Below are 13,538 nucleotides of genomic sequence, written 5' to 3' on the forward strand. Positions count from 1 at the left end.
ATTAGTAAGCATCAACTCTATAGTTGGGAGCTTCTTTAGTGATAATTACATCGTGAACATGGCTCTCTTTAAAACCGGCCGAAGTCATCGAAGTAAACTGAGCCTTTTCATGCAGTTCTTTCACAGTACCGCACCCGACATATCCCATACCGGACCGAAGGCCGCCGATCATCTGATAAATACTTTCAGAAACAGGCCCCTTGTAAGGAACGCGTCCGACAATACCTTCAGGAACAAGTTTGTTAGTATCGTTCTGGAAGTAACGGTCAGAACTACCCTGCTTCATAGCATCGATTGATCCCATGCCGCGGTACAGCTTATAGCTACGACCCTGATAAAGAACTTTTTCACCCGGGCTTTCATCAGTTCCGGCAAACATCGACCCCATCATAACGGTGTTAGCTCCGGCTGCAAGAGCCTTCACAACATCACCGGAGAACTTAATGCCTCCGTCTGCGATGACACATACACCCCTATCCTGACAAGCTCTGACAGCTTCCATGATTGCAGTAATCTGCGGAACGCCGACACCGGCAACAACACGTGTTGTGCAAATTGACCCTGGTCCGATTCCTACTTTCACAGCATTAACTCCGGCATCAGCAAGAGCCATTGCTCCGGAATAGGTAGCAATATTACCACCGACAATCTGTGTATCAGGGAAGCAGGAACGAAGTTCTTTTATGCTGTCCAGAATATTTTTGGAATGACCATGCGCAGAATCAAGAGCAAGAAAGTCTACACCGGCATCAACAAGAGCTGAACTGCGCTCCATGAAATCACGACCGATGCCGATTGCAGCACCTACGCGAAGTCTGCCGCGCGAATCTTTTGCAGCATTCGGGTATTGTTTTACTTTGTCGATATCTTTAATGGTGATAAGGCCGGTAAGTTTATTGTCTTCATCAACAACTAAAAGTTTTTCAATACGGTTCTGATGGAGAAGTCTTTTGGCTTCTTCAAAAGCAATTCCGTGCTGAACAGTAATAAGATTACGACTGGTCATGACTTCAGAAACAAGAGTGTCTCTGTCTTTTACAAAGCGAACATCACGGTTAGTGATAATACCTGCAAGGTGTTCACCTTTTACTACAGGAAAGCCTGAAATTTTAAATTCAGCCATAAGGTCAAGAGCTTTACCGACTGTATCTTCCGGATGAACGATAATAGGGTCTGTGACCATACCGCTTTCAGATTTTTTAACTTTCTCAACTTCGCGGACCTGATCTCTGATACTCATGTTCTTGTGAACAACACCGACTCCACCATGGCGAGCCATGGAAATAGCCATCTGAGATTCAGTAACAGTATCCATTGCGGCACTGAGCAGCGGTATTCCGAGAGTTATCTCTTCTGTCAGTTTGGCGGAAACGTCCACCTTATCGGGAAGCACTTCCGAATAGGCAGGCAAAAGCAGAACATCGTCAAAAGTCAAAGCCTGGCCAACTACCTTTTCCATATTTCCCTCACATATGATTTTAAACTACTAGCTAAAAGAAAAGAGAAACCATTACACTATGATTCCTCTCAAACCCTGCCAGCCTTTCACAGGTAATACAGCAGGGTTGCTGCAAGTAGCAAATTGTTTATGACTGGATTTTCGACCAGTCAGAATTTATTAAGAAATTATCCTATATTACTATATACTTTTTTGCCTCTGATTCAATCGATAAAAAAAAGTATTTAAAAGTAGATGGCCCCGCGTATCTGCGGGGCCATCTTTTGTCAACTCTAAAGTCCTAAATAAGCTTTTTTAACATCCTCGTTCGCCAGCAGATTTTCACTGGTGTCAGAGAGCGTTATCTCCCCGTTTTCCATAACATAACCTCGATGAGCAGTCTTTAATGCGAGGTTTGCATTCTGTTCAACAAGGAAAACGGTTGTTCCACTTTCTTTGTTAATTTTTTTAACTATTTCAAAAATTTGCCGAATAATTAACGGAGCAAGTCCAAGTGAAGGCTCATCCAGAAGAAGAAGCTTCGGTCTGGCCATTAAAGCGCGAGAAATAGCGAGCATTTGCTGCTCACCACCGGAAAGATTTCCGCCGAGCTGTTTTCTGCGCTCATAAAGAATAGGAAAAAGTTTAAAAGCAAGATCCATATCTTCTTTGATTCCGGCTTTATCATCCCGTAAAAAAGCACCCATATCCAGATTCTCGGTTATGGTCAGATCAGGAAAAATAAGACGCCCTTCCGGAACCTGAGATATTCCCATTTTAACTATTTTATCAGGGCTCATTTTATGAATGGGTTGCCCCTCATATAATACTTCACCTGATCTGGGAGGAACTACTCCGCTGATAGTCATGAGGGTTGTGGTCTTGCCTGCTCCGTTGGCTCCGATCAAAGTGATTATTTCACCTCTGGCAACCTCGATATTTATATTTCTGAGAGCCTGAATGTTGCCGTAGTAGGTATTAATATTTTTAAGCTTAAGCATCTAAATCTTCTCCGAGATAAGCCTTGATTACAGCGGGGTTCTCGCTGATCTCCTTAGGAGTTCCGTGAGCAATTTCCCTACCGTATTCAAGAACGAATAACCGGTCTGAAAGACTCATAACCATTTTCATATCATGTTCAATCAGAAGAACTGAAATATTATGTTTCTTTTTAATAGAAACAATCAGATCTTCAAGTTCAAGAGTCTCCTGCGGGTTCATTCCGGCAGCAGGTTCATCAAGAAGGAGTAGAAACGGATCAGTCGCCAAAGCTCTTGCAATTTCAAGACGCCGCTGCGCACCATAAGGCAAGTTGCAGGCCAGCTCGTCTGAAAAACCATCCAGCCCCAGCTCTTTCAGCAGCTCATAACTTTTAATTATGGTTTCCCGTTCTTCCCTTTTTGTACCGGGACCACGGAAAACGGCTCCGATGAAACTGGCCTTTGTACGGCAGTGACATCCGATCATAACATTTTCAATAACACTCATTGAGGGAAAAAGACGAATATTCTGAAAGGTTCTAGCCATCCCCATTTCTGTAACATGGTTCGGCTTCATACCGTTTATTCTTTTGAACCCCTTACCGGCGGGATCAATCTTCACATCTCCCAAAGTAGGAGTATAAATTCCGGTAATGCAATTGAAAAATGTGGTCTTTCCAGCTCCGTTAGGACCGATAAGAGCTACAATCTCTCCTTCGCGCACATCAAGATTAACATCATCAAGAGCTCTAAGCCCCCCGAAGTCTTTACAGACACCGGTAACTTCAAGCACGGTTCTTTTTTCATTACTCATTGGATTCACCTAAAGCTTTCCTGACGGCTTTGATATCAATTTTCCGTCGTACATCTCTAATAAGCCCCTGCGGCCTGAAGACCATTACCAGCACCATTGTAGCTCCGAAGACAAGCATGCGGTATTCGGAAAAGGCTCTGAGATATTCAGGAAGAAGAATAAGTACCAATGCACCGAGGATAACCCCCAGAATTGACCCCATTCCACCGAGAACAACTATTGACAGAATGATTGCAGACTCAAGAAATGTAAAACTTGCCGGATTAATAAATGAAGTCTTCGCAGCGAAAACAACACCGACCAGTCCGGCCCATGTGGCTCCAAGAGCAAACGCCATCAGCTTTGTCTTAACTTTATCTATTCCCATGGCCTGACATGCTATTTCATCTTCACGAAGAGCCTGCCATGCTCGGCCTATTCTAGAATTCTTTAATCTGTTCACAATAAAAATTGTGAATATAACAAGTACAATCATCATATAGTACATGAAATGGATCGAGCTTGAGAGGCCGGTGAAAAGGCCGAAAAAATCAGGACGGGGGATGTTTGAGATACCGCTCGGACCGTGTGTAAAATCACCCCAGTTTTCAAGAATAAGGCGAATGATTTCACCGAAGCCAAGAGTTACAATGGCAAGATAGTCTCCCCTGAGTCGCAGTACGGGAAAACCGAGCAGAATTCCGCAGAGAGCTCCGAGCAGAGCCCCGATAGGCAAGGCAAACCAGAAATTCACTCCCCAATATAAATTCATAAGCGCGTAGGAATAAGCACCTACCGCATAAAAAGCCACATAACCTAGATCAAGAAGACCTGCCAACCCGACAACAATGTTAAGACCAAGACCAAGCACAACATAAATGAGTGCTGAGATCATGATATTGACCTGATACATTGAAAAAAGTTCGGGGAAAAGCAGTGCAAAAATCAAAATACCGGCAAGCAGAGGGTAATACACAGCCGGATTAGCAAAAATTCTACTTAATACGGTAGCCTGTTCTTCGCCGGATTCCTCATCAACTTTTCTACCTTCTTCCTTTTTGCGAATCATGAAACGCCAAAGATAAGAAAGGAAAAAAGTACAGATACCAACGTATAAAACTCTTTCCAATCGCCATATAACAACATTCTCAATTGAGTCCACAAAGACCCCCATAATAGGCAGGACCAGGAACATGAACCACAATGAGACTAATAATGATTTTTTCAAGCCTTCCATATTGCAAACAATCCGTTTTTATCTATTAAATCGGCAGAACGCCGTACGCGCGGTCTGAATCATAAGGGACATCTGTGCCGATTAAACCTTCTGAACAGGAGCCTTGCCAAGTAAACCAGAAGGCCTGAAAATAAGAATAATTACCAGCAGTGCAAACGCGAATACATCTTCATAATCACTTGAGACATATCCGGTGCAGAAGCTTTCAGTCCAGCCGAGAATAAGTCCGCCGAGTACAGCTCCCGGAATGGAACCGATACCGCCGAGAACTGCGGCCGTAAAAGCTTTAATACCTGCGATAAAACCAATGAAAAAGTTGATCTGCCCTATGTGAGATCCAATAAGAACTCCACCGACGGCAGCCAAAGACGAGCCGATAATAAAAGTGGCCGATATGACCTGATCAACGTTGACGCCGACGAGCATTGCCATTTTACGGTTCTGAGCCGTGGCGCGCATAGCTTTGCCCATTCTGGTGAACTTGATGAACAAGCTGAGTGCTATCATTACGACAGCTGCAACTACAATTATAAGAAAGTCTGACGAACCTATCACCGACGAATACTTTTCAAGAAAAGCAAATTCCGGTGTAAGTTTTGGAAATGACAGAAAATCAGAAGTCTGTGAAAGCATTACATAGTTTTGAAGGAAAATAGACATACCGATTGCGGAAATGAGAGGAGAAAGCCTCGGAGCATTTCTAAGAGGGCGGTAAGCTATTTTTTCAAGAGTATATCCGTAAGCAGCAGCGTAAACAACGGCAGCCATACTTGCCAAAACCATAATAGAAACCGCGGGAAATCCAAAACTTGTAAGAACACCCGCAACAATCATCCCCACAAAAGCACCGATCATGTAAACTTCACCATGGGCAAAGTTAATTAACTCGATGATTCCGTAAACCATGGTATAGCCAAGTGCTATAAGCGCGTAAATACTTCCCCGAGTAAGGCCGCTGAAAAATAGTTCCCAAAAATAATCCATTTAAGTTCCTGCTGAATCACGATCAGGAGGACAGACTTTAACGCCTGTCCTCCATAACCGATTTTAATTTAAATAATTCGAATTGGAGTTATTTAACTTCCTGATATGCGCCGTCTTTGACCTGATACATTGAAAAACCGACACCGATAGCATCACCCTTTGAATCGAACTTAATCTTTCCGACAGGAGTTTCAACTTCATGAGTGCGCAGAGCTTCAACGATCTTATCATAGTCAGTTGAACCGGCTACTTCAATCGCTTTCAAGAGAGCCTGAGTTGCGGAATATGCTTCAAAGAAGAATGCGCCAGGTTCGTCATCATGAGTTGCTTTATACTGATCAAGAGCAACCTTATACATAGGGTTTCCAGTGATATCGCGAGGACCTGTTGCGTATACACCTTCAGAAGCTTCACCGGCAACGTCGATAAATTTCTGAGCCTTAACGCCGTCATCTGAAATGAAAGGAATTGTTAATTTCTTTTTACGGATCTGAGATACAATTTTGGAAGCTTCAGGATGGTAACCACCGAATACAACACCGTCTGCGCCGGAAGCTTTAATCTTCTGAACTACAGCTGAATAGTCAACTGCGCCTGGAGTAACTCCTTCAAAAAGGACTACTTCTGCTTTACCGGACTTTTCGATGTATTCTTTAGCAAACTCTGCAAAACCTTTACCGTAATCACCCTTATCATGGATTACAGCAATTTTTTTAAGTCCGAGTGAACCGATAGCGAAATTTGTAGCAAGAGCAGCCTGAGCATCATCAGAAGCAATTGTTCTGAAGAAGTTAGGATAATCGCCGCTCTGTGTCAGAGGAGGATTTGTTGCGGAAGGAGACATACAAACAAGGTTTGACTCTTTATAGATAGGAAGAGCGGCCTTGGTAGCTCCAGAGCAGATGTGACCGAGTACTACTGTAGCTTTATCGGAAACAAGTTTAAATGCAGCGTTTGTTGCAAATTCAGGTTTACACTGATCATCCTGACTGGAAATAACAACCTGAGCTCCATTAACTCCGCCTGCATCATTAACGGCCTTAACAACAAGCTTTGCAGCTTCAAGTGAAGGTAAACCGTAAGAAGCAAGGTCACCACTGTGGGCCCCGGCAACACCGAGAATGATTGTTTTAGCAGAAGCTTCTGCTTTTTTTGCTCCACCGAATGCACCGATACCGACGGTCAGCATCAATGCACATGACAAGACCAGCAATGAACGTTTCATCATAACACTCCTTGACTGCAATTTTTAAGGGTTTGTACCCCAAGTTACTAAATTCGTGATCATTAAATATTAAGCAGTATAAAATAAAACACGAAAACCATACCATAGCTCAGTAAGGCTGAGCGACCTTAAAATTTCAAAACATGGAAACATTATCAAAAGCTGATATCCCTTCCGGCAAGATGGAAATCAGATTTTCTATTAGATAAATCCCAAATCTCAGTAAATAAATTAGCTAACATTAAGCATGTTTGTCAATAACATGGTTCTTAAAACGAATAAAATAAGGTGGAATTTACAAAAAAAACCAAATTACACGGTTTAATTTAAAAAAAAGATATAAAACATATAACAAATTTAAAACGCCAGCTGAATAAATAACGTATTTGTAAAGACAAAAAAAAGGAATCCGCTATAAAAGCGAATTCCTTTAATTTAATTATTCTTCTTGAACCTTTTTCTTTAATTCTTCTTCTGCATGAGTTTTCATGTCCGGCGTGGCTTTGGGATTTGCGATAATCTTTCTGAAGTGTTCATCAGCATCTTCATGAGCATGAAGATAGTATTTTTTAATAATTCCGGCATTAAAATTAGCCATGGAATCATCAGGGTCAACTTCCAGAATTTTATCAAATTCTTTAGCCGCCTTATCAAACTGTTCCGCCTGATAGTAGCACATCCCAAGACCCATCAGAGCATTTGTATTGGTAGGTTCATTTGCTACAACCTTTTCAAAAAAGGTTTGTGCACGGTCATAGGCTCGGATCATCATAAAAGCATTTGCAAGATCAAGCTGAACTTTCATATCCTCAGGATTTGCGCGCATACTATCCATAAGTTTACGGATTTCTTTCATGCTTTCGCCCAAAGCTTCCTGATTCATGCCCATACCGGATGATTTACTTTCCTGCTGAAATTCAACCTTATTACCGGGATGGTTCATACGATAGGTCAGCGATGACACAAAAATTACAAGCAGAGCAACTCCAAGCAACCATACGACAATTTTTTGCCCGCCGCCTAGTCCAAAACCTGCGCCGACCGGATTTATCTGTTGTCTATTTGTCATTATCTAATATCTCCAGCTGAGCTATGCGCCGTTCCATGGCAACACCTTTGGCCGCGATAAAAGCGAGATATCCGGCAATTCCTATCCATACAGCAATATTTGCGATAAGCAGGTATGTTTCATTTATCATATATAATAACTCCTGATATTATTCATTATCCCAGACCAGCCGGGCATCAATCTTTCCGGCAAGACGGGCTTGACGAAAACGGACGACCAGCAAGACCAGCCATAGAAGTCCAAAAGCTGAAATATTAACCAGCAATGTGGTCAACATTTCAGGAGCCATTCCGCCTCCTTTGGCCCCGAGCACCGCAGGATGTACACTTCTCCAAAGTCGCGCTGAATAGAAGACGAGAGGAACATCAACAAAGGCAACAATACCGAGTACAGCGCATACTAAAGATCTGCGTTCAGCAGACATGGGTGAAGTTCTGAGGACCAGATAAGCAGCATAAACAAACCACATTATAAGTGTTGTGGTAAGTCTGGGGTCCCATGTCCACCAGACATTCCATGCCGCACGTCCCCATAAAGAACCTGTTATAAGTGCAAGGCCGCTGAAAACAACTCCGATTTCAGCTGCGGCTCCAGCCATATAATCAAACTTGATATCTCTTTTAAGCAAATACATCGCACTGAAAATAAAGACCACGAAAAAACTGATCATGGCCCATACCGCCATAGGCATATGAATGTAGAATATTTTCTGCACCAATCCCATAGTCATCTCGATCGGAGCATAGATCCAGATGAAGTATTGCCCGATACACAGGGCAATGCCGGTAATCAGCGCAACAATTGCAAGACTCATTTAACGCTCCGTAGTACAGTTATATTTTTATACATGAACATATTACTGTTCACCACTATATACAAAAGGAAAGAGAATAAGGCCGGCTCCGCTGAACAACGCGGATGAAGAAAAAATAATCCCCAGCCACGATGATTGATCAAGAGCCTCGACTCCTGAAAAAACAGAAGTCATCAATTGTATTGAGCCGAGCAGAATAGGCAGAAGCAGAGGAAAGAGAATAACTGACAAAAGCGATTCCCGCGCGGCTTGCCCCTGAGAGATTGCACCAAGCAATGCTCCAAGCGAAACAAGCCCCCAATCCGCTGCTAAAACGACAATTGCAAAAAATGCAAAAGAGCCGTTTAAATCCTGACCTAAAAACACAATTGTAGCCGGAAGAAATACCAGCTGTGAACACAGCAGCAGTACTAATCCTGCTAAACCTTTTCCGAACCAGATAGCATGAAGCGGGACGGGTGAAGACAGCAGCCCCAATCTTGCCTCATTTGATTCTTCCATAGAAAACAAAGTATTAAAAACCAATACCAGCCCGAAGGATGAAGCCAGCCAAAATATAGCTGACGCAGCCTGAGCTTCTATAAGTTGTCCCGCCGGACGCGAAAGACTGAAAACAAAGATAAGCAAAAGTCCTAAAAGAACTGCTTGCGTTAACCCCTGTCCTCCGCCGACCGACAGTTTTAGATCTTTGGCAGCAATGGTCAGTCCCCGTTTCAGCATACCTTCCCTCCGAGAACTGTTTCCGGATCAAAATCAACCGCAGAACCGAGATACTCAAGCTTGTTACTTGCAAGACCGAGTATTCTATCAGCAAGTGTCATATCATGATTCACATCATGGCTAATCCAGACAACCGCCGCGCCCCGGTCACGCAGAGCTACAACTTCTTCACGGAGAAGACGGAGCGAACTTTGATCGAGCCCTGTTCCCGGTTCATCTAAAAAGAGAAGATCAGGATCAATCAGAAAAACCCGCGCCAGATTAAGACGCTGTGCCATTCCTCGTGAAAAGGAACCGGCAAGTTCTTCTGCGGCTCTTTCAAGACCGACTCTGCGCAGCAAAGTCATAAGTTCATCGCGGGATGGAGAAAGACCATACATGGAAGCCCAGAAAGACAGATTTCTTAAAGCACTGAGCCGCGGATAAATAAATGTGGAATGCCCGAGATAAGCTGTTTTCTCAGGAGCGGTAATAATCTCTGCTGATCCTGCCGAAGGGCGTGACAGCCCCGCCATGATTTTTAACAAAGTTGTTTTACCAGCACCGTTGCGCCCGACCACAAGGAGAATTTCCCCCCTGCGCACATCGCAACTCACATTCTTAAATATCAGCCTTGTGCCAAAAAGTTTGGCAGCATTGCGCACTTTAAGGGCTATACTTTCATTGTTTTCCACTTAAAGCCGCCTTAACTTAAACGAGTCTTCCTGAACGAAACCAGCCCGAACAGACACATCAAAGTACCCCCGATCCACATCCAGTTGATCAAAGGATTCACGCTTACTTTAATCGTTACTGCGCCTTTTTCGTCAACACCGAGCAGGACACCGTAAATTTCATCACCGAGCCCGGGGATAACAGAGACCTCCGCAAACGGCTGAGGGAAATTACGGTATATTCGACGTTCAGGATTCAAGAGCCCGACATGCTTACCATCTTTGGTTACTTCAACAAGTGATGCAATCTTAGCAATTGCCGGAGTCTGACTTTCTGAATATTCTTTAAAAGTTAAGGTATAATCTGCGATCTGAGCACTTTGGCCTTTACTGAGCACAAACTCACCCACAACTTGATTAGGTCCAGACCATGCAACACCGAGAAAAACGAGCGCGACACCGAAGTGAATGCCGTAGATTCCCATAGTTGAGGTAACTTTGCGGACCTCTGGTATAAAAATAAATACTCCGACAATCCCGACAAGCGCAGCAATGGCCGCCGCAGATGTAATGAGACCTAACGGATGATGCAATCCTGCCATCCAGCTGACAGCCAGTCCGCAGATAAAGGCGGCAATGACAAGAGCAAGTCCACGCTTATCTCTGATTCCTTCTTTCCAGCTGAGCCATGGGCATACAGCAAAAAGAAGAATCAACAAAGTGAACAGCGGCAGACATACGCGGTTATAAAAATTAGCTTCAAGACCAACAGGATTTGAACTCCACATCTTGCTGATGACGGGCCACATTGTGCCCAAACCAACAATCAGTCCAAGTGCAAGTAACGCCCATGCGGCTATTACAAGTAATCCCTGCCTGCTTCCGAGGTTGGAAAGAGACTTCGAATCCTGACGCTGTCCGATAAACAGAACCAGTACAGTCAAACCAAGGGAGGATAGCATAAATAAAGCAAGCGGAAGCCCTACCCCTCCTTCACCGAAAGCGTGAAGAGACTGAACAACTCCGCTCCGGACCAGATATGTTCCGAAAATACAAAGCAGGAAAGTAAGACTCATTAAAAAGACATTTGTCTTTTGCAGAGCCTTCCGCCTTAGTTCAATAATTGCGGTGTGCATAAAGGCAGTCGCACTGAGCCATGGAATAAGCGAAGCATTTTCAACTGGATCCCATGCCCAGTATCCGCCCCATCCCAGTTCCATATAAGACCACCAGCCGCCGAGAATAATTCCGGCTGTGAGAAAAACCCAAGCAAGAATATTCCAGTTACGACAAAACCTGACCCATGACTTTGTTTCACCGCAAATAAATGCAGCAAGAGCAAGAGCTGCAGGACTTGTAAAAGCTGCGTAGCCGAGAAATAGAAGAGGTGGATGAAAAATCATGCCCGGATTTCTGAGCAATGGATTAAGACCTCTACCGTCAGTCGGAACAGGAACAAGTTCCATAAAAGGACTGGACCAGCATGTCACTATTAAAAGGAAAAAAGCCATCACGATCATGTAAAACAGCCAGTAATAAAGGCGTGTTTTTTCAGAGAATTCATTAAAAATTTGAAATCTTGAAAAAATTACACCCATAGCAGCTATGGAGAAAATCCAGAAAAGCAAAGACCCTTCTGCTCCGGCCCAAAGGGCAGTAATTGTGTAAAAAAGAGGCAATGTATTATCTACATGTTCGTAGACATACATGTATGAATAATCACTGCTGAGCAGAGCTATGGTCAGAATCACAGTTGCAATTGTAACAAATCCAGCCACAACAAGATTAGCTCTGTCTAACAACACAAGCACATTGCGCCTGCCTGTAAGCAGTGAAAGACAGGCATATGCCCCAGCTCCAAGCGAGGCCAAGAGTGCAAGCAAAAGCATCAGATTGGCAATAATTTGCATATTATATCGACTCCATGAATGGATATTTAAATCAAGCAGTTAAACATAAAAAATCCTGACAGGTTGACTTACCCCTGACAGGATCATTTTAAAATCAAAGTTACCCTTTACGATTTTTCGACTGGTATTTTGACGGGCACTTAGTTATCAATGAATTGGCTTTAAACGCCTTGTTCCCATTGATAAAAGCACCTTCAACGATAACTTCAGCTGCAACCTTAAATGTATCAGGAACAGCACCGCGGTATTCAACACGAATACTCTGGCTTGGATTTTTTTGATCTGTAAGATCAAAAGTCACACCAAGACCGCCGTTAGTTCTTTCAATATTTTGAGGGCCGACCTTACCGAAAAGTCTGGATTGCCCAAGATGACTTTCATCCATGGCAAGAGCTTCCGAAACGTTGAGAAAGTATACACTGTCCTGAGAAAGCCCAGAATAAACAAGCCATCCCAGTCCACCCAGAAAAAGTATCAAGGCGGCAATATAAACGCCTTTTCCGCTTTTTTTGGCCATATTGTTCTCCGTTATATTCTAAATGTCAGAGGTTTTATTTCTCCGATTGACAATAAGTTTTTCTCTTCTCTTGTGAGCAAGTTCGCGCATGTCTACAACCTGATCGGTCTCATCTACAATCTCGCTCCCGAGAATTTCTTCCATTACATCTTCAAGAGTGACAACGCCGGACATTCCTCCATACTCGTCGAGCACAACAAATAAGTGCATGCGACTTTCAAGAAATTTAACCAGCAGTTTGTCGAGGGTGATATTTTCAAGTACAAATCGGACAGGTTTCATCAACTCAGAGAGTTTGATTTCATCCTTATCATCTGCAAGAGCTTCAAAAACAAGCCGCCTGTAGATGACTCCTACGACTTCCTCAGAATTATCACCTTCATACACAGGAATACGACTATGAGGCCATGCACTGTACTTTTCATGCGCCTCAGCGACGGTCATGTCAGTGGGCAGGGAAAACACTACAGTCCGGGGGGTCATAATTTGCTCCACAATCTTGTCGTCCAACGACAGGATGTTAGCAATTGAGAGGGCTTCATAAGGTTTAATCGCCCCGGATTTTCGAGTTAAGCTGACCATTGCTCTGATGTCATCTTCCGTAACCTGCGGTCCTTTGCTCCCCCTGCTTACAAGGCGGGCAAGAAATCCACACACCCAAATAACTGGAGAAAATATCCAGACCATTATTTCGATAGGACGCGCAAGCGCAGCTCCCAAGGAGTGGCAGTAAACAATTCCCAATGTCTTGGGAAGAATTTCAGAAAAAAGTAAAATAATAAGTGTGAATCCAACAGCAAACCAAGGCAGAGTATCTGCTCCGTATACATTGCTCCACGCGGCTCCGGCAATTGAGGCTCCGGCGGTGTTGGCAACAGTATTAAGAGTTAATATTGCTGTAATTGGCTTTTCAACGTTTAGACGAAGTTTGTGCAGGATGATCCCTGACTTATGACCTTCTTTACGCAGCCTTTCTATCCTGCTCCGTGGAAAAGAATAAAATACAGCTTCACTGACAGAACAGTAAGCAGATATGATCGTAGCCAACCCGACGGAAAGTATTAGATCCAGCATTAATTTTTTTGTTAAAGTTAATCAAAATGATGATCTGCAATAAATATAACTAGACAACTATCAGAAGGAAACTACAGGTGCAACAGAAATAGGACTCTTTCGGTCAAATCCATACCACATAAGG

Annotated in this window: 14 protein-coding genes; all 14 read right to left on the reverse strand. The window is 43.4% G+C overall.

All coding sequences use genetic code 11. From position 1 onward, the window contains the following. Position 1: 1 nt before the first annotated feature. On the reverse strand, positions 2-1,459 hold the full coding sequence (guaB, locus tag B9N78_RS16120; protein WP_085104185.1) for an IMP dehydrogenase: 1,458 nt from the start codon (positions 1,457-1,459) through the stop codon (positions 2-4). A 272-nt stretch (positions 1,460-1,731) separates the two neighbouring features. Beyond that, positions 1,732-2,439, reverse strand: coding sequence for an ABC transporter ATP-binding protein (locus tag B9N78_RS16125; protein WP_085104187.1), 708 nt, complete (start codon positions 2,437-2,439; stop codon positions 1,732-1,734). Next, positions 2,432-3,232, reverse strand: a complete 801-nt coding sequence (locus tag B9N78_RS16130) for an ABC transporter ATP-binding protein (RefSeq protein ID WP_085104188.1) — start codon at positions 3,230-3,232, stop codon at positions 2,432-2,434. The genes B9N78_RS16125 and B9N78_RS16130 overlap by 8 nt, the downstream gene beginning before the upstream one ends. Then, positions 3,225-4,448: an ABC transporter permease subunit gene (locus tag B9N78_RS16135; protein ID WP_085104190.1), complete on the reverse strand. Its 1,224-nt coding sequence runs from the start codon at positions 4,446-4,448 to the stop codon at positions 3,225-3,227. The genes B9N78_RS16130 and B9N78_RS16135 overlap by 8 nt, the downstream gene beginning before the upstream one ends. A gap of 81 nt (positions 4,449-4,529) precedes the next feature. Beyond that, entirely contained in the window at positions 4,530-5,432 is a 903-nt protein-coding gene (locus B9N78_RS16140) for a branched-chain amino acid ABC transporter permease (protein ID WP_085104192.1), read from the reverse strand. Between the two features lie 88 nt (positions 5,433-5,520). Beyond that, positions 5,521-6,657: a branched-chain amino acid ABC transporter substrate-binding protein gene (locus B9N78_RS16145; RefSeq protein WP_085104194.1), complete on the reverse strand. Its 1,137-nt coding sequence runs from the start codon at positions 6,655-6,657 to the stop codon at positions 5,521-5,523. 439 nt (positions 6,658-7,096) lie between these two features. Next, positions 7,097-7,726: a tetratricopeptide repeat protein gene (locus B9N78_RS16150; protein WP_085104197.1), complete on the reverse strand. Its 630-nt coding sequence runs from the start codon at positions 7,724-7,726 to the stop codon at positions 7,097-7,099. After that, positions 7,716-7,856, reverse strand: coding sequence for a CcmD family protein (locus B9N78_RS16155; protein WP_085104199.1), 141 nt, complete (start codon positions 7,854-7,856; stop codon positions 7,716-7,718). Before B9N78_RS16155 ends, B9N78_RS16150 begins: the two co-directional genes overlap by 11 nt. An 18-nt stretch (positions 7,857-7,874) precedes the next feature. Beyond that, positions 7,875-8,540 (reverse strand): cytochrome c biogenesis protein, encoded by a 666-nt coding sequence (locus B9N78_RS16160; protein WP_085104201.1) that lies wholly within the window; start codon positions 8,538-8,540, stop codon positions 7,875-7,877. Positions 8,541-8,582: 42 nt separating this feature from the next. Then, entirely contained in the window at positions 8,583-9,260 is a 678-nt protein-coding gene (locus B9N78_RS16165) for a heme exporter protein CcmB (protein ID WP_085104203.1), read from the reverse strand. After that, complete coding sequence (locus tag B9N78_RS16170; RefSeq protein ID WP_170921455.1) at positions 9,254-9,934, reverse strand: ABC transporter ATP-binding protein; 681 nt, start codon at positions 9,932-9,934, stop codon at positions 9,254-9,256. Before B9N78_RS16170 ends, B9N78_RS16165 begins: the two co-directional genes overlap by 7 nt. 11 nt (positions 9,935-9,945) lie before the next feature. Further along, positions 9,946-11,823 (reverse strand): heme lyase CcmF/NrfE family subunit, encoded by a 1,878-nt coding sequence (locus B9N78_RS16175; RefSeq protein WP_085104205.1) that lies wholly within the window; start codon positions 11,821-11,823, stop codon positions 9,946-9,948. Between the two features lie 100 nt (positions 11,824-11,923). Then, a complete protein-coding gene (locus B9N78_RS16180) occupies positions 11,924-12,340 on the reverse strand; it encodes a cytochrome c maturation protein CcmE (RefSeq protein WP_085104207.1) in 417 nt (138 codons plus the stop codon). Positions 12,341-12,358: 18 nt separating this feature from the next. Then, entirely contained in the window at positions 12,359-13,414 is a 1,056-nt protein-coding gene (locus B9N78_RS16185; RefSeq protein ID WP_085104209.1) for a hemolysin family protein, read from the reverse strand. Between the last annotated feature and the right edge of the window lie 124 nt (positions 13,415-13,538).

It is taken from the genome of Desulfovibrio gilichinskyi, assembly GCF_900177375.1.
GTDB classification, from domain to species: domain Bacteria; phylum Desulfobacterota; class Desulfovibrionia; order Desulfovibrionales; family Desulfovibrionaceae; genus Maridesulfovibrio; species Maridesulfovibrio gilichinskyi.

Bases quoted from the DNA above. Each gene is read 5' to 3' on its own strand.
- B9N78_RS16155 (WP_085104199.1), bottom strand. From the start codon at position 7,856: ATGATAAATGAAACATACCTGCTTATCGCAAATATTGCTGTATGGATA.
- B9N78_RS16165 (WP_085104203.1), bottom strand. From the start codon at position 9,260: ATGCTGAAACGGGGACTGACCATTGCTGCCAAAGATCTAAAACTGTCG.
- B9N78_RS16125 (WP_085104187.1), bottom strand. From the start codon at position 2,439: ATGCTTAAGCTTAAAAATATTAATACCTACTACGGCAACATTCAGGCT.
- guaB (WP_085104185.1), bottom strand. From the start codon at position 1,459: ATGGAAAAGGTAGTTGGCCAGGCTTTGACTTTTGACGATGTTCTGCTT.
- B9N78_RS16130 (WP_085104188.1), bottom strand. From the start codon at position 3,232: ATGAGTAATGAAAAAAGAACCGTGCTTGAAGTTACCGGTGTCTGTAAA.
- B9N78_RS16160 (WP_085104201.1), bottom strand. From the start codon at position 8,540: ATGAGTCTTGCAATTGTTGCGCTGATTACCGGCATTGCCCTGTGTATC.
- B9N78_RS16135 (WP_085104190.1), bottom strand. From the start codon at position 4,448: ATGGAAGGCTTGAAAAAATCATTATTAGTCTCATTGTGGTTCATGTTC.
- B9N78_RS16140 (WP_085104192.1), bottom strand. From the start codon at position 5,432: ATGGATTATTTTTGGGAACTATTTTTCAGCGGCCTTACTCGGGGAAGT.
- B9N78_RS16185 (WP_085104209.1), bottom strand. From the start codon at position 13,414: ATGCTGGATCTAATACTTTCCGTCGGGTTGGCTACGATCATATCTGCT.
- B9N78_RS16145 (WP_085104194.1), bottom strand. From the start codon at position 6,657: ATGAAACGTTCATTGCTGGTCTTGTCATGTGCATTGATGCTGACCGTC.
- B9N78_RS16180 (WP_085104207.1), bottom strand. From the start codon at position 12,340: ATGGCCAAAAAAAGCGGAAAAGGCGTTTATATTGCCGCCTTGATACTT.
- B9N78_RS16175 (WP_085104205.1), bottom strand. From the start codon at position 11,823: ATGCAAATTATTGCCAATCTGATGCTTTTGCTTGCACTCTTGGCCTCG.
- B9N78_RS16150 (WP_085104197.1), bottom strand. From the start codon at position 7,726: ATGACAAATAGACAACAGATAAATCCGGTCGGCGCAGGTTTTGGACTA.